Genomic DNA, 17,846 nt, shown 5'->3' with positions numbered 1-17,846 from the left:
GCAGCGCCGGCACCGGCCACAGGCGACGCGGTCACCCCCGCCCTTTGCGGAGCACCGGACCTCGAACAGTGCAAGGAGGCACTTCGTGACACAGACCGACACCACCACCGCCAGCGGGGTCAAGAAGCTCTACATCGACGGGTCCTGGGTGAGCTCACGGTCGACGACCACGATGTGGTCGATCAACCCGGCGACGGAAGAGAAGCTCGCACTGGTCCCGGAAGGCTCCCGTGAGGACGCCGACCAGGCCGTCCAGGCCGCGCGGCGCGCCTTCGACAACGGGCCGTGGCCCCGTCTGTCGGTCGAGGAACGTCGTGCCCACCTCGTCCGGATGTACGAGATCATGCAGCGCCGGTTCGCCGAGCTCGTCGAGCTGAACATCCAGGAGACCGGCTCCATCCCCTCCACCGCCTCGGACATGCAGGTCGGCCTCGCCCTCGAGTTGTGGCGCGACATGGTCGAGCGGATCATGCCCACCTTCGCCTGGGAACGCCCGGCCGCGGCCGTGGCAGGCCACGGGGTGGGGCAGGGGATCATTGTCCGTGAGCCGATCGGCGTGGCCAGCCTGATCACCGCCTACAACTTCCCGCTCTTCATCGCTGCGCAGAAGCTCGCCCCGGCGCTGGCGGCCGGGTGCACCGTCGTCCTCAAGCCCGCGCCGACCACCCCGCTGCAGGGTCTGGTCTGGGCCGAGATCGCCGAGGAGGCGGGCCTGCCCGCGGGTGTGGTGAACGTCGTCACCGGCGACCGGGAGATCTCCGAGGAACTGACCACTCATCCCGGCGTCGACATGGTCAGCTTCACCGGCTCCGTCCCGGTCGGCAAGGCCGTCTACGAGCAGGCGGCGCGGTCCCTGAAGCGGGTCGTCCTCGAGCTCGGCGGCAAGTCCGCCCACATCATCTGCGACGACGCCGACCTCGCGCCGGCTGTCGAGGACATCCTGTTCCACACCACTACCCACGCCGGCCAGGGCTGTGTCTTCCTCACCCGCACGCTGGTGCACCGCTCGCGCCTGCAGGAGCTGGTCAAGCTGCTCAAGGCCCGGATGGAGGAAGTCGTCACCGGGGACCCACGCGACCCCCGCAGCACCATGGGGCCGCTCATCTCCGCCCAGCAGCGCGAGCGGGTGGAGTCGCTCATCCAGACCGGCCTGGACGAGGGCGCCACCATCGCCGTCGGCGGCGGACGGCCCGCAGGCAGCGACCGCGGATTCTTCGTCCAGCCCGCCGTCTTCGTCGACGTGGACAACTCCATGACCATTGCCCAGAACGAGTTCTTCGGCCCGGTCAACGTCGTGATCCCCTTCGACACCGACGACGACGCCGTCCGCATCGCCAACGACTCCGACTTCGGTCTGGGCGGCGCCGTCCGGGCCAAGGACCCGGCCCGCGCGCTGAGCATCGCCCGGCGTCTGCGCACCGGCAACGTGTCCATCAACGGCGGCGGCGGTGCCGCCACGCTGCGGATGCCCTACGGCGGCTACAAGAACAGCGGCCTCGGCAAGGAGAACGGCGACGCCGGCCTGGACGGCTACCTGGAGACCAAGTCCATCAGCTGGAGCGTGGCCGCCGGCTGACCTGCCGGACGCGTCCTCGGCACCCCGACCCGGGCCGGGCCCGGGCGGGTGCCGCCCCCGACCATGACCGACAAAGGAGTCAGCCATGAGCACCCCCTACACGATCTCCGTCAGCGATGACGTGCTGAACGACCTCCGCGACCGGCTGGCCCGAACGCGGCTCCCAGCCCCTCTGCCCGGAGCGCCGTGGTCGCGCGGGGTCGACCTGGGCACCCTGCGGACGGTGCTGGACCACTGGCGTGACGGGTACGACTGGCGGGCCCAGGAGCGACGCCTGAACGGGTTCCCGCAGTTCCTGGCAGAGGTCGACGGGGTGGACATTCACTTCTTCCACATCCGCGGCACCGGCCCGGACCCCACCCCGCTGCTGCTCGTGCACGGGTGGCCCGGCTCCCCGGTCGAGTTCCTGGGGCTCGTCGGCGCGCTCACGGACCCGGCCGCCCACGGTGCTCCCGAGGCGCCGTCCTTCGACGTGGTCATCCCGTCCATCCCCGGCTACGGGTTCGGGGGCAAGCCCGCCGAAGAGGGGTGGAACACCGACCGGGTGGCCGACGCGTTCGACCACCTCATGACCGAGGAGCTCGGCTACTCCACCTACGGCGCCCAGGGCGGGGACTGGGGCGGGCTCATCGCCACGGCCCTGGGAGTCCGCCACCCCGAGCACGTCGTCGGACTGCACCTGAACCTGGCCCTCGTCATGCCGCCGGCCGACGCCGACCCCGCCGACGTAGAACAGTGGGGTGCCGCGGCCCAGGAGTTCCAGAAGTGGGAGGGTGCCTACGGCTCGGTCCAGTCCTCCCGGCCGATGAGCCTGGCCGTCGGCCAGACCGACTCCCCGGCCGGCCTGGCCGCCTGGATCCTGGAGAAGTTCCACGCCTGGTCCGACCTGGGGACCAAGTCGGTCCTCGACGCCTACCCGCTCGACGACCTCATCACGAACCTGATGTTCTACTGGGCGCCCAACAGCGCCGCCAGCGCCGCCTCGTTCTACTACGAGAACTTCGGCCTGGCCGACCCCGACGTGGTCAACCCCGTGACCGTGCCGGTGGCCTTCGCCCGGTTCCCCGCCGAGATGGCGACCATCGCGCTCGCCCCGGACTCCTGGTACCAGGCGCGCTTCGACATCAGGCAGCTCACGCACTTCGAACACGGCGGCCACTTCGCTGCCCTGGAACAGCCCGGCGCACTCGTCGCAGACGTCCGCCGCTTCTTCGCCCACCTCACCCGCTAGAGCCGGCGCGCACCGTCGCGCGAACCGATGCCACAGGAGAGAACATGGTCTCAGCACTGACCGCGAAGACGAACCCGCTGCACCAGGGGATCGACCGCTACGACGCCGTCGTCATCGGCGCCGGCCCGTCCGGGCTGTACGAGCTGCACCTTCTCCGCGAGAAGGGGCTGCGCGTCCTGGCCATCGAGGCGGGGGGCGGAGTCGGTGGTACCTGGTACTGGAACCGGTACCCAGGCTGCCGGCTGCACTCCGAGTCCTACACCTACCAGTACTTCTGGTCCGAGGAGCTGCTCGAGGAGTGGCAGTGGAGTGAGGTGTTCGCCGGGCAGCCGGAGCTGGAGCGGTACTACAACCACGTCGCCGACAAGTACGACCTCCGCAAGGACATCCTCTTCGACACGCGGGTGGAGGCGCTGACCTTCGACGAGTCCGCCGACGAGTGGCAGGTGCGAACCGACCAGGGGGACACCGTCCGCGCCCGGGTCGTCGTCGCGACCGTCGGAATGCTCTCGGCCCCGATCTACCCCGATGTGCCGGGTCTGGACTCGTTCGAGGGGGAGGCCCACCACACCTCCCGCTGGCCGCACGAGGGCGTCGACTTCCGCGGCAAGAGGGTGGCGGTGATCGGGACGGGAGCCAGCGGTGTGCAGGTCATCCCGCAGATCGCCAAGGACGCCGCGCACCTGTCGGTCCTGATCCGTACCCCCAACTACGTTCTGCCCCTGCGCAACCGCCCCCTCGACGCGGCGGAGTCGGCGGACCTGCGCGCCCGCGCGAACGAGATCCACGACCGCATCTCCTCCACCGTGCTGGGTTTCACCTGGTCCCCCGAACCGAAGCCGACCACCGACTACACCCCCGAGGAACTGCGGGCCCACTACGAGAAGCGGTGGCAGGAGCCGGGCTGGGCCAAGGTCTTCGGGCTGCCCCACGACATCCTGCTGGAGGACGGGCCCAACAAGACGTACGCGGACTTCATCCTCGAGAAGTCCCGGCCGCGGATCCACGACGCGGAGCTGGCGGAGAAACTCATGCCGAAGCACGCGGTGATGGCCAAGCCCGCCGACTACGACATGGACAACTACTACGAGGTCTTCAACCAGGACAACGTGGATGCGTTCTTCGTCCAGGACAACCCCATCGAGGCGATCACGCCGACGGGGATCCGGTTGCGGGACGGCCGGCTCGACGTCGACGTCATCGTCTACGCGACCGGCTTCGAGGTCCACACCGGAGCCTTCAAGCGGATCGACATCATCGGTGCGGGCGGCGTGAAGCTCAAGGAGGTGTGGGACGACAAGGTCGTCACCTACCTCGGCCTGATGGCCCCCGGTTTCCCGAACCTGTTCCTCGTGGGCGGCCCGAACGGGCGTGCCGCGAGCGGCAACTGTCCCATCGCCTTCGAGGTCGCCGGCGAGTGGATCGCCGACACCACGCAGCGGCTCGTCGAGGGCGGCTACGCCCGTCTCGAGGCCGATCCGGTGGCCGCGCAGGAGTGGGGCCGCCGGATCGAACAGGACGGCCGGACGGGGGTCGGTGCCCGCTCCGAGGTGAGCAGCTACGCCTACGGGACGAACGTGGCGGGGCACAAACGGCAGTTCCTCGCCGCGAGCATACCGCTGCCGGAGTTCAACACCCTGCTGCGGGAGATCGCGGAAACCGACTTCACGACCGGGTTCATCCTCTCCCGCTGATGACCGGGACCACCAAACCAAGGAGTTTCAATGAAGAAGTCCAAGGCGGCACTGCTCTGGGAGCAGCCCGGTGAGTGGAAGGTCTCCACAGTGGACGTGGACGCCCCCGGAGCCGGCGAGATCCTGGTCAAGATGACGGCCACCGGGCTCTGCCACTCCGACGACCACCTGGCCACCGGGGACTCCACGTTCGGCGCCTTCCCGGTGTGCGGGGGCCACGAGGGCGCGGGGGTCGTCGAGGAGGTCGGTCCCGGCGTCTACGGCTTCGAAGTCGGAGACCACGTGGTCACGTCGTTCGTCCCGTCGTGCGGCAAGTGCAAGTGGTGCGCCGGCAACCTGCAGCAGCTGTGCGACAACGGCATGTACATCATGAACGGCGGCCAGATGGACGGCACGTACCGGATGCATCTCGATGGCAAGGACATCGGCACCATGGCCATGCTCGGCACGTTCTCCGAGTGGCAGGTCTACGACCAGATGTCGCTGGTCAAGGTACGCAAGGACATCCCCCTCGACGTGGCCTGCCTGGTGGCCTGCGGCGTACCCACCGGCTGGGGTTCGGCCGTCAACGCAGCCGAGGTCCGACCCGGCCACGTAGTCATCGTCATGGGCGTGGGCGGCGTGGGCATGAACGCCGTGCAGGGGGCGGCCAACATAGGCGCTTCTCACGTCATCGCGGTGGATCCGGTCGAGTTCAAGCGCACCTCCGCGCTGGAGTTCGGCGCCACCGAGGCCTTCGCCACCATCGAGGAGGCGGCCGACTTCGCTCGCAGCATCACGCAGGGCCAGGGCGCGGACTCCGCCATCGTGACGACCAGCCTCATCCACGGTGACCGCATCAACGAGGCCTTCGGCGCCATCCGCAAGGCCGGCATCGTCGCGGTCACCGCCCAGGGCTCGCTGACCGAGACGGGGGTCCCGATCAACCTGTTCGAGCTGTCGATGTTCCAAAAGCGCATCCAAGGCGTCCTGTACGGCATGACCTCGCCCCGCAAGACCATTCCGGCGCTGCTGGACCTGTACGCCGACGGCATCCTGAAACTCGATGAGCTGGTGACCAAGCGCTACACGATCGAGCAGATCAACGAGGCCTACCGTGACATGCGCGAGGGCCGCATCATCCGGGGCGTCGTCAACTTCTGACGGCATCACGGCCGTGGGCCGCACATCGCCGCGGCGTTCAGGCCGGCGCGCCCCAGCGTTACGGGGGCGGACCCGTTCTTGCTGACCCCCAATGTGAACTCGAAACCGAGAACAAGGAGGAGCCATGGAAGTGGAATCCGAGGACCAGCACCAGGAAGAGCCGGTCGTGGACGAGCTCATCGAGGAGGTCTCGATCGACGGCATGTGCGGCGTGTACTGATGGACCCGCTGCTGGGAGAGCCGTGGACGCTCTCGCCGTCGGTCGCCCTGCGACCCGAGCGCTTCGGCGCGCTCGCGTACCACTTCGGCAACCGCAAACTGACGTTCCTCAAGCGGCCCGAGCTGGTCGCGGTCGTGCGGGCGCTCGGCGACCAGCCGGACGTCCGTTCGGCGCTCGACGCCGCGGGTGTCCCGGCTTCCCAGCACGCGGCTTACGCCGCCGCCCTGCGGGGCCTGGCGGCGAGCGACATGATCCGGCCCAGGAAGGAATCGGTATGACCACCATCGAGCGTGCGCCCGTCGGTTCGCTGGTCCAGCAGTTCGAGTACGGCCTGGACGCGCCGATCTGCCTGACCTGGGAGCTGACCTACGCCTGCAACCTGGAGTGCGCGCACTGCTTGTCCAGCAGCGGTCGGCGTGATCCGCGGGAGCTGACGACCGAGCAGTGCGAGGCCGTGATCGACGAGTTGCAGCGGATGCAGGTCTTCTACGTGAACATCGGCGGCGGCGAGCCGACGATCCGGCCGGACTTCTGGCATCTGCTGGAGTACGCCGTGGATCACCAGGTGGGCGTGAAGTTCTCCACCAACGGGGTCCGGATCACCCCGGACCGGGCACGGTTCCTCGCCTCGACGGACTACGTGGACGTCCAGATCTCCCTGGATGGTGCAACCGCCGAGGTGAACGACTACGTCCGTGGCCCGGGTTCGTACGACACAGCACTGACGGCACTGCAGAACCTCAAGGACGCGGGGTTTCGCGACGCCAAGATCTCCGTCGTCTGCACGCGGCAGAACATCGGGCAGCTCGACGAGTTCAAGGCCCTGGCCGACCGCTTCGGCGCGACACTGCGCCTGACCCGGCTGCGCCCGTCGGGCCGGGGAGCGGACGTATGGGACGAACTGCACCCGTTGCCGGAGCAGCAACGCGAGCTGTACGACTGGCTGCTGGCCCACGGCGAGGACGTGCTGACCGGCGATTCGTTCTTCCACCTCGCGGCATTCGGGCAGGCCCTGCCGGGCCTGAACCTGTGCGGGGCCGGTCGCGTCGTCTGCCTGATCGACCCCGTCGGCGACGTCTACGCGTGCCCCTTCGCCATCCACGACGAGTTCCTCGCGGGCAACCTCCTTGACGAGGGCGGGTTCCAGCGCGTGTGGCGCGAATCCGAGCTCTTCGCCGACCTTCGCTCCCCCCAGACCGGCGGCGCCTGCGCGAAATGCCAGTTCTTCGACTCCTGCCGCGGCGGCTGCATGGCCGCGAAGTTCTTCACCGGACTGCCGCTCGACGGCCCGGATCCGGAATGCGTCCAGGGCTACGGGCAATCCGCTCTTGCGGGCGATCGCACGGTTCCGTCGCCCAGCCAGAACCACTCCAAGGCGAACCCGACCAGGAACCAGCCGGTGATGCTGAAGCTGCTCACCCGGCCCCCGGTGTCGGCCTGCGCCGAAAGCCCGCTCGCCGGTTTCGACCCGGCTCGCGAACAGGAAAGCCGATGAAGATCGAAAACCCGTGGAAGCAGAACCCCTGGTTCGAGTCGGTCGCGGTCGCCCAGCAGCGGGCCCGCAAGCGGCTGCCTGCGCCGGTGTACGGCGCCCTGGTCGCGGGCTCCGAACGCGGGCAGAGCGTGGCGGACAACCAGGCCGCGTTCGCCGAAATCGGGCTGTCCCCGGTCGTCGCCGGCCAGCACGCGAAGCGGTCGATGCAAACGTCGGTCATGGGCCAGGACGTCTCTCTGCCGGTGCTGATCAGCCCGACCGGCGTCCAGGCCGTCCACCCCGACGGCGAAGTCGCCGTGGCCCGGGCCGCCGCCGCGCGGGGCACGGTGATGGGGCTGTCGAACTTCGCCAGCCGCTCGGTCGAAGAGGTCACCGCCACCGGCGCCCCCACCTTCTTCCAGATGTACTGGACGGGCGACCGCGACGTCATGGTTCAGCGCATGCAGCGCGCGGCGGACGCGGGCGCCCTCGGCCTGATCGCCACCCTCGACTGGTCGTTCTCCGTGGGGCGCGACTGGGGCAGCCCGGAGATCCCCGAGAAGGTCGACCTCAAGACCATGGTCCGGCTGGCTCCGAAGGTCGCCACGAAGCCGCGCTGGCTGTGGCAGTTCGCCCGCACCGGTCAGCTCCCGGACCTCACCGCGCCGAACCTCGCTCCGCCGGACGGTGACGCCCCGACGTTCTTCGGCGCCTACTACGAGTGGATGACGACCCCGCCACCCAGCTGGGCCGACGTCGCCTGGATGCGGGAGACCTGGCAGCAGCTCAGCGGGCAGCCCTTCATGCTCAAGGGCGTCAGCCGGATCGACGACGCCCGTCGCGCGGTGGACGCCGGTGTCGCCGCGATCTCGGTGTCCAACCACGGTGGAAACAACCTCGACGGGACACCCGCCGCGATCCGCATGGTCCGCCCGATCGCCGAAGCGGTCGGCAGCCAGATCGAGGTCGTCATGGACGGCGGGATCCGGCGCGGCTCGGACGTCGTCAAGGCCCTGGCCCTGGGGGCGCGCGCGGTGATGATCGGCCGGGCCTACCTGTGGGGTCTCGCCGCGAACGGCCAGGCCGGCGTGGAAAACGTCCTCGACGTCCTGCGCAGCGGGATCGACTCCACGTTGCTGGGCATGGGTGTCTCGTCGATCGACGAGCTCAACCCCGAACTGCTCTTGGTGCGCGAGGGGTTCGACCGCGCACTCGGCGCGCGATGAGCCACGTGCTCGCGGACGGCACCACGGCCACGGTGCCGCCGGCCGCGGTGGTGCTGGTGCCCGTGGGCTCCGTCGAGCAGCACGGCCCGCACCTGCCGCTGGACACCGACACCGTCATCGCCGACGCGGTCGCCCGCCGGGCCGCGGAACTGGCCGATCGCGCCGAGGTCGTGGTCGCGCCGCCGATCTCCTACGGCGCGAGCGGTGAACACCAGACGTTCACCGGCACCAGCTCGATCGGTACCGACGCGCTCCGCACGGTCCTGGTCGAGCTCACGCGCTCGGTGCGCACCTGGGCGGCCCGCGTGGTCTACGTGAACGGTCACGGAGGCAACCTGCAGGCACTCGAGGCCGCGGTCGGGCAGCTCACAGCCGAGGGGCACGACGTCGCGTGGGTCGCCTGCGCGGCCGATCGGCCGGATCTCCACGCGGGCCGCACCGAGACGTCCCTGATGCTGCACCTGCGCCCGGAAGGAGTCCGGCTCGAACGAGCTGAGGCCGGCAACACGGCTTCTTTGCGCGAACTGATGCCGCAGCTGCGAGCCGGTGGCGTCGGCGCGGTGTCGGCCAACGGGGTCCTCGGTGACCCTTCGGGCGCCTCCGCCGCAGAGGGGAAACACATGCTGGAACACATGGCAGGCAAGGTGGCAGCGGCGCTCGGGACGTCCACGTGAGGGTCGCCCTGGTCACGGGAGCCGCCCGCGGGATCGGCGCGGCCACCGTCCGCCACCTCGCCGAAGACGGTTACGCGGTCCTCGCCGTCGACTGGTGCGCCGGGCCCGCGGCGGCGCCGTACCCGATGCCCGAGCGGGCCGAGCTCGACGCGGTCGCCGCACCGTATCCGGACGTCGAGGCATACGTGGCCGACGTCCGCGACCGCGAGGCGATGACAGGCGCCGTCGCCACAGCCACCGCTCGCTGGGGCCGACTCGACGTGGCCGTGGCCGCGGCCGCTGTCGTAGCCGGCGGGCTCCCGCTGTGGGAAACGCCGGCCGACGAACTCGCGCTGCTTTGGGAGATCGACGCGGTGGGCGTCTGGAACACCGCCGCTGCCACCGTTCCGGCGATGCTCTGCGGTCCGGAGCCTTCGGGGTGCCGGTTCGTCGCGATCGCCTCGGCGGCCGGCCGGCACGGCATGTTCCACCTGGCGGCGTACAACGCGGTCAAGCACGCGGTCGTCGGCACGGTGCGCGGGCTGGCGGCGGACCTGGTGGGCTCCGGCGTCACCGCCGTCGCCGTCGCACCGGGAGCGACGGACACCGCCATGCTGCGCCGCACCGCGGATCTCTACGACGACGCCGACACGGCAGACCTCGTGGCACACCAAGGCATCCGTCGCGCGATCACACCGGAAGAGATGGCCGCATGCATCGCGTTCTGCTGCTCACCGGCTGGTGCCGTGCTCAACGGAAGCGTCGTCCACGCCGACGGCGGGTACCCGTCGTGACGCCCCGAGGCCGCCGGCTGCCGGACGGGTTCACGATCCGCATCAGGGCCGACGTCGAACGCCGCGGGGAGAAGGGAGTGCTGGTCGGTGGTTCCCCGCTGCGCGTCGTCCGGCTCAGCGCCCGCGCCTGGGAACTCTTCGAGGGCGATCGACTCGAAGTGAAGAACGCGACCGGACGCGCCGTCGCCGAACGGTTGTTGGACACGAATCTCGCCGATCCCGACCTCGCCGGACCCGGGCCGGCGGACATCACGGTGGTCATACCGGTCCGTGACCGACCGGACCAGCTCGACCACGCGCTGGCAGCGGTGCACCCGCTGCCCTGCATCGTCGTCGACGACGCCTCTCGCGACCCCGCTCCGGTCGCGGCCGTCGCCGCTCGGCACGGCGCCCGGCTGGTCACCCTCGTGGAGAACGTCGGTCCCGCCGGCGCGCGCAACGCAGGCCTGCGGCATGTGCACACGCAGTTCGTCGCGTTCGTCGACTCCGATGTCCGCGTCGACGCCGCCACACTGGGCCGCCTCGCAAGGCACTTCGCCGATCCCGCGGTCGCCCTGGCCGGCCCGCTGGTGCAGAGCCGGGCGCGGTCGTCGCGTCCGCGCTGGTTCGAGCGGTACGACGAGCAGGCCTCCTCGCTCGCGCTCGGCACCACACCGTGCTCGGTACGCCCGGGAGCCGCGGTCGGCTGGCTGCCGAGCGCCTGCGTCGTCGGCCGGGTCGCGCACCTCGGCGCGGGTTTCGACCCGGCCATGCGGGTCGGTGAAGACGTCGACCTGGTGTGGCGGCTGGTCGCCCGCGGGCACGTCGTCCGCTACGAACCCCAGGAGACCGCCCACCACGACGCCCGGCCGACGATAGGGTCGTGGCTCGGGCGCAAGTTCGTCTACGGCACCGGCAGTGCCGGCCTGGCGGCCCGCCACGGCACCGCCGTCGCGCCGGCCGTCATCCCACCGGTGGCCGCGGTGGGCGCGGCGGCGGTACTCCTGCACCGTCGGTGGTCCTGGCCCGTCGCCGCGGCCTGCCTCATCTTCAGCCAAGTGCGCCTGAAGCACGTCCTTCCGGACATCCCGGGCCGTGCTGGCCTGGCCACCCGGCTCGCTGCCCGCGGCCTCGGCTGGGCGGTGCGGCAGGAGTCGGCGTTGCTGGTCCGCCACAGCTGGCCGGCGGCCGCCGCGCTCGCACTGGTGAGCAAGCCGGTGCGGCGTGCCGTGCTGGCCGGACTCCTGGTCGATGTCGCCGTGCAGGCTTGCGAACTCCGCCGGCCGATCCCGCCGTCCTGGCTGCTCGCCCGTCAGCTCGACAACCTGGCATACGGCGCCGGCCTCTGGGTGGGAGCGCTGCACAGCCGCTCACCCCGGTCTCTCATGCCGCGCATCCCCCGCAAAAACGCGGCCGCTTCCAGCAACGGCGTTTCCCCCTGACGCTCACCTCTCCACTCCTGGTTCCCCTTGTCACGGCAACGCCCGCAGCGCTCGCCCTTCTTGAATGTTGACCCCTCTGGTCCTCCTGCGCGGCTCTACTGCGGCGCGCAGCCGCGCAGGACGGACGCGATCAGGTCGTCCAAGCCGTGCTCAGTCGCCTCCGGCGGCAGGACGCCGCTCACCGCCAGGCCCGCGTAGCCGTGCAGCGCCGCGAAAACCGGCAGGGCAATCCGTTCGAGTGGTCCCTCGCGCACTTCACCCCGGCTCTGCCCGTAGCCGATCAGGTCCAGGAGTTGATCGGACCATCGGTGAGCCGTCGCCCCGAGTGCCTCTGACGCCTCCGGGCTGTGCTTGACCGAGAACATCAGGTCGAGCAGTGCGGCGTTGTCCACGGCGAAGCCCACGTAGGCGCGGGCCGCGCTGTCCAGGCGGTCGGCGAACGTCTCAGCAGCGCCTTCCTGCGAGGCTGCGATGGCCTCGGCGAACCGCTCGAAGCCGGTCAGCGCCAGGGCGTCCAGCAGTGCCTGCTTGGACTTGAAGTGGCGACTGGGCGCGGCGGGGCTCACCCCGATCTCGCGGGCCAGTTCGCGCAGGGACAGCGCGGATGCCCCCCGCTCGCGCAGTGTCGTCTCGGCTCGCGTGAGCAGCGCGGCGGGGAGGTCTCCATGGTGGTAGGGGCGGTTCGTCATACCCTCAGCCTAGCCGAATGTAGGCGAAGCACACATTGTAAATGTTGACTACATTGTGATCGGTGCTTACATTGGGGTCATGGCAAAGAACACGCACACCCAGTCCTGGAACACCACCGACATCCCCGACCAGAGGGGCCGCACCGCCGTCGTCACCGGCGCCAACAGCGGCCTCGGCCTCGCCACCGCCACGGCCCTGGCCGCCGCGGGCGCCCACGTCGTCTTCGCCGTACGCGACACCAAGCGCGGCGAAGCCGCAGCCGCGACGGTGAACGGCAGCGTGGAGGTCCGCCGGCTCGACCTGTCCGACCTCGCCTCCGTACACGAGTTCGCCGCCGCCTGGCACGGCGACCTGGACCTGCTCATCAACAACGCCGGCATCATGAACGTCCCCGAGGGCCGCACCAAGGACGGCTTCGAGACCCAGTTCGGCACCAACCACCTGGGCCACTTCGCCCTGACCAACCTGTTGCTGCCGCACATCACCGACCGCGTGGTATCCCTGTCGTCGGGAGCGCACAAGGCCCCGGGCAGCCCCCGCATCCACTTCGACAACCTCAACCTGAGCGGCGAGTACAACCCGCTGACCGCCTACAGCCAGTCCAAGCTCGCCACCCTGCTCTTCACCCTGGAACTCCAGCGACGACTCAGCGCCGCCGGCTCGCCCGTCCGCGCCCTCGCCGCGCACCCCGGCCTGGCCGCCACCAACCTCCAGAGCCACGACGCCAGCCTCCTGCGAACCCTCTTCTACCGTCTCGTCAACAAACTGATCGCCCAGGACGGCGAGGCCGGCGCACTCCCCACCCTCTACGCCGCCGTCCAGGACCTTCCCGGCGCGAGTTACATCGGCCCCGACGGCATGTTCGAGACCCGCGGCGCCCCGACCCTCGTCGGCCGTTCGGCAGCGGCCAGCGACCCGGCCACCGCCCGCCGTCTGTGGACCGTCTCCGAAGAGCTGACCGGCGTCACCTTCCCGGAGCCGACTGCGGCAGTTCAAGCCTGAAGCCGTGGCCGGCCCACCGAGTCGGCGATCCTGCGACGGGACTCGTGGCTGCCCTCGGTGGCACGGAGGCTCGGCCAGCCGGAGCAGTTGGCCTATGGCCGGACCGTACACCCACCGCAACATCCGGGAGCTCCGTTGAATTTCGCGAGGCGGCTCTCGAACTCGCTGATCACGTGGCTCCCGGATTGGGATTGCCTGCTCAATACAAGAGGGTGCAGAAGGCGAAGGACGGGGCGGGGATACGTCGGCTGCATCGGCAGAGGACGTGCCCATCAAGGAGATCCCACGGCAGCCGGGGGCGGCCCGGAACACAGTGCGGGCCGCGTTGAACCCAGACCGGCCACCGAAGTACGACCGGGCCCGGCGTGGACGGGTGGCCGACGCCTTCGAGCCCCAGATCCCGGGCCAGTGAACAGTGGCCGAGAATGCCGACGCCGGCCATCGCCGAGCGGATCACACATCCCTGTTCCAGGCGCGTGTAGTAGGCCACAGACACGCCGACCAGCTGGGCCAGCTCCTCACGGCGCAGGCCGGGCACCCGCCGATAGCGGCCGTGGTCGACACACCCCACGTCACTGGGTTTGAGTCGGGCACGGCGGCCGCGCAGGAATTCGCTCAGCTCGGCAACGCACTCCAGGGCCACACCGACGTCCACAGCGGGATCGGGCTCTTAAAACATGGGTTTCAGTATGAGCTGGCCTGGTCGGCGATTGCTGTCCCTGCCAGTGTCGGAAGCGCTTACTCGTACGGTCCGGAGGCGGACCCGGCAGCTGTTACTCCCATGCCATCTCACGCGCCCAGTGACTGTTCGGCCCAGATGATCTTGCCCGTCGGCGTGTACCGCGTGCCCCATCGCTCGGTCAGCCGGGCGACCAGGAACAGTCCACGGCCGCCCTCGTCGTGCAGCCGGGCGCGGCGCAGGTGCGGGGCCGTGGTGCTGCCGTCCGAGACCTCACAGATCAGCGAACGGTCCTTAACCAAGCGCAGTCGGATCGGGCCGGAGCCGTACCGGATCGCGTTCGTGACCAGTTCGCTCACGACCAGCTCCGTCGTGAACGTGGCCTCCTCCAGCCCCCACGCACTGAGCTGGTCATCAACCTGGCGCCGCGTGACTGCCACGACAGCGGGGTCGCTGTTCAGCTCCCATTCGGCGACTTGGCCGTCGTCCAAGCCCCTGGTGCGCGCCATGAGGAGAGCGACGTCATCGCTGGTGGGGCGGGAGTGAAGCGTATCCAGCACGGCGTCACACATGCTCTCGAGCGAAGCGCCGGGGCGCCCCAGCACCGCTTTGAGCTCATCAAGACGCGCATCCACGTCCTGGTCGCGGGATTCGATCAGCCCGTCGGTGAAGAGCGCGAGGACGCTCCCCTCGGGGACGGCGACTTCGGTCGCCTCGAACGGCAGGCTTCCCAGACCGAGGGGTGGGCCGACAGCGAGATCGACCACTTCGGCCTTGCCGCCGGGGCGCACGAGGACCGGAGGCGGGTGTCCGGCAGCGGCCATCGAGCACACCCGGGCGGCCGGGTCGTACACGACATAAAGGCACGTGGCTCCGACGGCGCCCGGCAGCTCATCGGTGCAGGTCTCATTCGTCGCGTGGGTCACCACGTCATCGAGGTGGGTGAGCAGTTCATCCGGCGGGAGCTCGATGTCGGCGAGCGTGGCGCACGGCCGTACGCAACTGCCCCATGGCGGCGGAGGCGGTGATGCCGTGGCCCACCACGTCGCCGACGACCAGTCCGACCCGGGCACCAGGAAGGGGGATCACGTCGAACCAATCCCCTCCTACCTCCGCTCCGGCCCCCGCGGGCAGATAACGCGCCGTGGTTTCCACGGCCGAATGCGAGGTCGAACCATGCGGCAAAAGGGTGCGCTGCAGCGCCTCTGCGATGCCGTGCTCACGGGTGAACCGGCGGGCGTTGTCCAGACAGATCGCCGCACGGGCGATCAGGTCCTCGGTGACCGTGAGATCGTCGGCGGAAAAGGGCTCGTGCGCCGGCGCGTAGCGGAGGAACAGGGCCAGGCCCAGGGTGAGACCGCGCGCACGGATCGGTACGGCGATCAGCGAGTGGGACTCGTCCCGGGGCAGGCCGGCCGCCGGTCCAGAGGCGTCACCGAACCAGCGGTCAATCTCCGAGGCTTTGACACGGAGGAGTTCGGCGCGGTCAGCGGCCAGACTCCGGGCGATGCGTGAGGACTCGGGATGCACCGTCTCGACGGGTGCGGCTGGTTTCCCGCCGGCCTGCTCCGGAGGAGGGTCCGCACGGCGCAGCACCACGGGGCCGGACAGGATGGGGGCGGGCAGATCTCCGTGGAATATGACCTCGCACAGATGGATGCTGACGGCGTCCGCGAAGCGTGGTACGGCAACCTTGATCACTTCCTGGGTGGTTCCCGTGACGTCCAGGCTCTCACCGATCCGGGTTCGCGCCTCGCTCATCAGCGCCAGGCGCTCCCTCGAACCGTATTGCTGTGAGTAGTCGTATGCCGCACAGCCCACCGCGCGCACTCGGCGGGCGGAGTCCCGCAGCGGGAAGAAGTCCGCGGCCCATGCATGGGCCTTCGTCTCACCCGGGACTTTCACGAACCTCTCTGCCGTCTCCGGTTCGCCCGTCGCGGCGACGCGGCGCACACGCCGGACATCTTCGGCGGCAGCAACCCCCGGCACCGCCTCAGTCGGGAGCCGTGCACGGACGTTTTCCTCGCTCAGCCCCGTGAGACGGCACATCGCTTCGTTGTACCTCAGAACACGGGCCTCACCGTCATTAATCGAAATCGCGAGCGGGAACTGATCGAACAGCCAGGACATCAGCGCGTTGTCCAGCGCCTGCTCCTCCGCCCCGTCATCGGCCATCACCAGGAACCCAACGCGCTGATCCTCTACCGTCAGCGCAGTGATCTGCGTCGGCGCGTCGAAGGTGTGGCCGTCTTTGTGCCGAGGTACTCCGTCGGCCGTGTACAGATCCGCCAGTTCCAGACCGACGGCTTCCTGCCGGGACCATCCCCACAGCGCCTTGGCACCGGCGCTCCATTGAGTCACCGCACCTCTGCCGTCCGTGGCGAGGACAGCACCCACTGAACGTGCTGCCGCCAGCACTTTCGGAGAGAGCCGACCGGATGCCCTGGTGTCGGGGAGCGGGGCGAGACCGGCGGCTGGGCGGACCAGGACGACGAGGTGCTGCGCAACCAGGGCCGCGCGTCCGCGGGCACCGGCCGCGCCATCGCGGGCACGGTGGTCCCCCGCCCTGTCCGGTCTCGCTGAGCGGCTGGACGGACCGGGCAGCCGCATTCTGGACGTCGGCACCGGCATCGCCGCTCTGGCGCTGACCCTGGCGGAGGCGTTCCCTCACACCGAGGTCGTCGGTATCGACGTCATGGAGCGTGTGCTGCGACTGGCGCGCGAGGAACTGGCCGCGGTCGGCACCGAGGCCGCCGACCGCGTCACCCTGCGCCACGCCGACGTGGTGGACCTGGCGGAGCAGGGCGCCTACGACATGGACTGGCTGCCCACACCCTTCCTGGCGGAGGCTGCCCTGGCCCACGCCCTGCCGCGGCTGATCAAGGCTCTGAAGCCGGGCGCCTGGATCGTCGTGGGCACCAACTCGGCGGCCCCCGACCCCTTGCGCCAAGCCGTCGCCGGCTGGCACGCCGTACGCAACGGCGGCAACGCCTACGACGCGGACCGGATGACGAAGACGCTTACCGCGTACGGACTGCTGGACGAACGGGTATTTCCCACGGTGCCGGGCAGGCCGGGCTGGTCGCGGCGCGGCGAGGCTGAAGGGAATGGTGTCGCGGGAGACGGCGCGTGGTCGTTGGCCTTGACGGCTTCCGCTGCACCGGGGATGTCCGCCGTTCAGGGCGTCCAACGGCTACCAGTGGTTCCAGTGGCTGAAACTCCTGTCGTCGGCTCGCGGGGCCGGCTTGAAGTCGGTGCCGATGGTGTAGGCGATAGGGGTCAGCGCGACCTGGACGGTGTTGTTGAACGGGATGCCGAGCAGGTCGGCCATCTCGCGCTCGTAGGTGAGGTGGGCGACGGTCCACGCGGTTCCCAGGCCGCGTTCCCGTGCGGCGAGCATGAAGCTCCAGGTCGCGGGGATGACCGAGCCCCAGTTGTGCGCCTGTCCGCGGGTCGAGTTGAACTCCGCGCGGCGCGCGACCCGCACCACCGGGATCATCAGCACCGGCACCTCGTGCAGATGCTGGACCAGATGGCCGAGGCTGCCCCGGATCCGTGCCCACTCCGAGGAGGCGAAGCTCATCCGGGTCGGCATCGGGGCGGAGCTGTGCTCGTCGGGAGCGCCTGCCACGAGCCCGGCGCGCCAGATGTCGGCTGCCTTCGCCTTCGTCTCCGGGTCGTCGATGAAGATGAAGTCCCACTGCTGCTGGTTGCGGCCGGTCGGTGCCTGGGTGGCGATCTTCACGGCTTCCTGGATCAACTCCCGGGGAACGGGCCGGGTCAGATCGAGGCGCTTGCGCACCGCGCGCGTGGTGGTGAGGACCTCGTCGGCGCCGAGGCCGAGAGTCTGGTGGGTGGAGCTGCTGCTGTTCACTGGGTGACTCCTGGTCGATATCAAGGTGGGCAAAGATGCCGCGGTGGTGGCTACGAGGCGTGCGGTGCGACGGGTGACAGCGCCGCGTCGAGCAGGGCGGCCGCCGCGTCACGCGCGGCGCGCACCACGGCGGGGTCGCGGTCCATCTGGAGCGACTGGGCGGCTCCGT

16 protein-coding genes and 3 pseudogenes are annotated in these 17,846 nt (G+C 69.9%); 14 read left to right on the top strand and 5 right to left on the bottom strand.

Annotated elements, in window-relative coordinates:
* Positions 1-85: 85 nt before the first annotated feature.
* From SRB17_RS44025 to mftF, 11 genes are all read left to right on the top strand, one after another.
* Positions 86-1,576 (top strand): aldehyde dehydrogenase family protein, encoded by a 1,491-nt coding sequence (locus tag SRB17_RS44025; protein WP_323377592.1) that lies wholly within the window; start codon positions 86-88, stop codon positions 1,574-1,576.
* Between the two features lie 85 nt (positions 1,577-1,661).
* On the top strand, positions 1,662-2,807 hold the full coding sequence (locus tag SRB17_RS44020; protein ID WP_153547677.1) for an epoxide hydrolase family protein: 1,146 nt from the start codon (positions 1,662-1,664) through the stop codon (positions 2,805-2,807).
* Between the two features lie 44 nt (positions 2,808-2,851).
* Positions 2,852-4,501 carry a flavin-containing monooxygenase gene (locus tag SRB17_RS44015; protein ID WP_153547675.1) on the top strand — a complete coding sequence of 550 codons (1,650 nt, stop codon included), beginning with the start codon at positions 2,852-2,854 and terminating at the stop codon, positions 4,499-4,501.
* Between the two features lie 30 nt (positions 4,502-4,531).
* Entirely contained in the window at positions 4,532-5,644 is a 1,113-nt protein-coding gene (locus tag SRB17_RS44010; RefSeq protein ID WP_153547673.1) for an NDMA-dependent alcohol dehydrogenase, read from the top strand.
* A gap of 124 nt (positions 5,645-5,768) precedes the next feature.
* A complete protein-coding gene (gene mftA, locus SRB17_RS44005; protein WP_153547671.1) occupies positions 5,769-5,864 on the top strand; it encodes a mycofactocin precursor MftA in 96 nt (31 codons plus the stop codon).
* Positions 5,849-6,142 carry a mycofactocin biosynthesis chaperone MftB gene (gene mftB / locus SRB17_RS44000; RefSeq protein WP_323377591.1) on the top strand — a complete coding sequence of 98 codons (294 nt, stop codon included), beginning with the start codon at positions 5,849-5,851 and terminating at the stop codon, positions 6,140-6,142. Before mftA ends, mftB begins: the two co-directional genes overlap by 16 nt.
* Positions 6,139-7,359: a mycofactocin radical SAM maturase gene (gene mftC, locus SRB17_RS43995; protein ID WP_153547667.1), complete on the top strand. Its 1,221-nt coding sequence runs from the start codon at positions 6,139-6,141 to the stop codon at positions 7,357-7,359. The genes mftB and mftC overlap by 4 nt, the downstream gene beginning before the upstream one ends.
* Entirely contained in the window at positions 7,356-8,564 is a 1,209-nt protein-coding gene (mftD, locus tag SRB17_RS43990) for a pre-mycofactocin synthase MftD (protein ID WP_153547665.1), read from the top strand. Before mftC ends, mftD begins: the two co-directional genes overlap by 4 nt.
* Positions 8,561-9,238 carry a mycofactocin biosynthesis peptidyl-dipeptidase MftE gene (gene mftE, locus SRB17_RS43985; RefSeq protein WP_153547663.1) on the top strand — a complete coding sequence of 226 codons (678 nt, stop codon included), beginning with the start codon at positions 8,561-8,563 and terminating at the stop codon, positions 9,236-9,238. Before mftD ends, mftE begins: the two co-directional genes overlap by 4 nt.
* On the top strand, positions 9,235-10,011 hold the full coding sequence (locus tag SRB17_RS43980) for a mycofactocin-coupled SDR family oxidoreductase (protein ID WP_323377590.1): 777 nt from the start codon (positions 9,235-9,237) through the stop codon (positions 10,009-10,011). Before mftE ends, SRB17_RS43980 begins: the two co-directional genes overlap by 4 nt.
* Entirely contained in the window at positions 10,008-11,432 is a 1,425-nt protein-coding gene (gene mftF, locus SRB17_RS43975; RefSeq protein WP_323377589.1) for a mycofactocin biosynthesis glycosyltransferase MftF, read from the top strand. Before SRB17_RS43980 ends, mftF begins: the two co-directional genes overlap by 4 nt.
* 95 nt (positions 11,433-11,527) lie before the next feature.
* Here mftF and SRB17_RS43970 read toward each other — a convergent pair whose 3' ends face one another.
* The gene (locus SRB17_RS43970) at positions 11,528-12,121 is read right to left on the bottom strand and encodes a TetR/AcrR family transcriptional regulator (protein WP_153547658.1); all 594 of its coding nucleotides are present in this window, start codon (positions 12,119-12,121) and stop codon (positions 11,528-11,530) included.
* Positions 12,122-12,200: 79 nt separating this feature from the next.
* On the opposite strand from SRB17_RS43970, the gene SRB17_RS43965 reads away from it, so the two are divergent.
* Together SRB17_RS43965 and SRB17_RS47310 are read left to right on the top strand one after the other, a co-directional pair.
* Positions 12,201-13,124 carry an oxidoreductase gene (locus SRB17_RS43965; protein ID WP_153547656.1) on the top strand — a complete coding sequence of 308 codons (924 nt, stop codon included), beginning with the start codon at positions 12,201-12,203 and terminating at the stop codon, positions 13,122-13,124.
* A gap of 212 nt (positions 13,125-13,336) precedes the next feature.
* Positions 13,337-13,594, top strand: a pseudogene (locus SRB17_RS47310) (IS21 family transposase); the annotation flags it as partial.
* Here the strand turns inward: SRB17_RS47310 and SRB17_RS43960 are convergent.
* The 3 genes and pseudogenes from SRB17_RS43960 to SRB17_RS48365 form a co-directional block, all read right to left on the bottom strand.
* Positions 13,585-13,779 (bottom strand): annotated as a pseudogene (locus SRB17_RS43960) (helix-turn-helix domain-containing protein); the annotation flags it as partial. The pseudogenes SRB17_RS47310 and SRB17_RS43960 overlap by 10 nt on opposite strands.
* Positions 13,780-13,913: 134 nt before the next feature.
* On the bottom strand, positions 13,914-14,729 hold the full coding sequence (locus SRB17_RS48370; RefSeq protein WP_323377588.1) for an ATP-binding SpoIIE family protein phosphatase: 816 nt from the start codon (positions 14,727-14,729) through the stop codon (positions 13,914-13,916).
* Positions 14,730-14,754: 25 nt separating this feature from the next.
* Entirely contained in the window at positions 14,755-16,164 is a 1,410-nt protein-coding gene (locus SRB17_RS48365) for a PAS domain-containing protein (RefSeq protein WP_323377587.1), read from the bottom strand.
* A gap of 16 nt (positions 16,165-16,180) precedes the next feature.
* Here SRB17_RS48365 and SRB17_RS48780 point away from each other — a divergent pair.
* Positions 16,181-16,669, top strand: a pseudogene (locus SRB17_RS48780) (SAM-dependent methyltransferase); the annotation flags it as partial.
* A 327-nt stretch (positions 16,670-16,996) separates the two neighbouring features.
* Here SRB17_RS48780 and SRB17_RS43945 read toward each other — a convergent pair.
* Positions 16,997-17,677 (bottom strand): nitroreductase family protein, encoded by a 681-nt coding sequence (locus tag SRB17_RS43945; protein ID WP_323377586.1) that lies wholly within the window; start codon positions 17,675-17,677, stop codon positions 16,997-16,999.
* Between the last annotated feature and the right edge of the window lie 169 nt (positions 17,678-17,846).

Source organism: Streptomyces sp. RB17, from assembly GCF_009604455.1.
Taxonomy (GTDB): domain Bacteria; phylum Actinomycetota; class Actinomycetes; order Streptomycetales; family Streptomycetaceae; genus Streptomyces.
This window is presented reverse-complemented; position numbering and strand designations above follow the sequence as displayed.

What these genes read in the sequence shown, in the direction of transcription:
- mftA (WP_153547671.1), top strand. Translation starts at nt 5,769, where the DNA reads ATGGAAGTGGAATCCGAGGACCAGCACCAGGAAGAGCCGGTCGTGGAC.
- mftC (WP_153547667.1), top strand. Translation starts at nt 6,139, where the DNA reads ATGACCACCATCGAGCGTGCGCCCGTCGGTTCGCTGGTCCAGCAGTTC.
- SRB17_RS44015 (WP_153547675.1), top strand. Translation starts at nt 2,852, where the DNA reads ATGGTCTCAGCACTGACCGCGAAGACGAACCCGCTGCACCAGGGGATC.
- SRB17_RS44010 (WP_153547673.1), top strand. Translation starts at nt 4,532, where the DNA reads ATGAAGAAGTCCAAGGCGGCACTGCTCTGGGAGCAGCCCGGTGAGTGG.
- SRB17_RS44020 (WP_153547677.1), top strand. Translation starts at nt 1,662, where the DNA reads ATGAGCACCCCCTACACGATCTCCGTCAGCGATGACGTGCTGAACGAC.
- SRB17_RS43965 (WP_153547656.1), top strand. Translation starts at nt 12,201, where the DNA reads ATGGCAAAGAACACGCACACCCAGTCCTGGAACACCACCGACATCCCC.
- mftE (WP_153547663.1), top strand. Translation starts at nt 8,561, where the DNA reads ATGAGCCACGTGCTCGCGGACGGCACCACGGCCACGGTGCCGCCGGCC.
- mftD (WP_153547665.1), top strand. Translation starts at nt 7,356, where the DNA reads ATGAAGATCGAAAACCCGTGGAAGCAGAACCCCTGGTTCGAGTCGGTC.
- SRB17_RS43970 (WP_153547658.1), bottom strand. Translation starts at nt 12,121, where the DNA reads ATGACGAACCGCCCCTACCACCATGGAGACCTCCCCGCCGCGCTGCTC.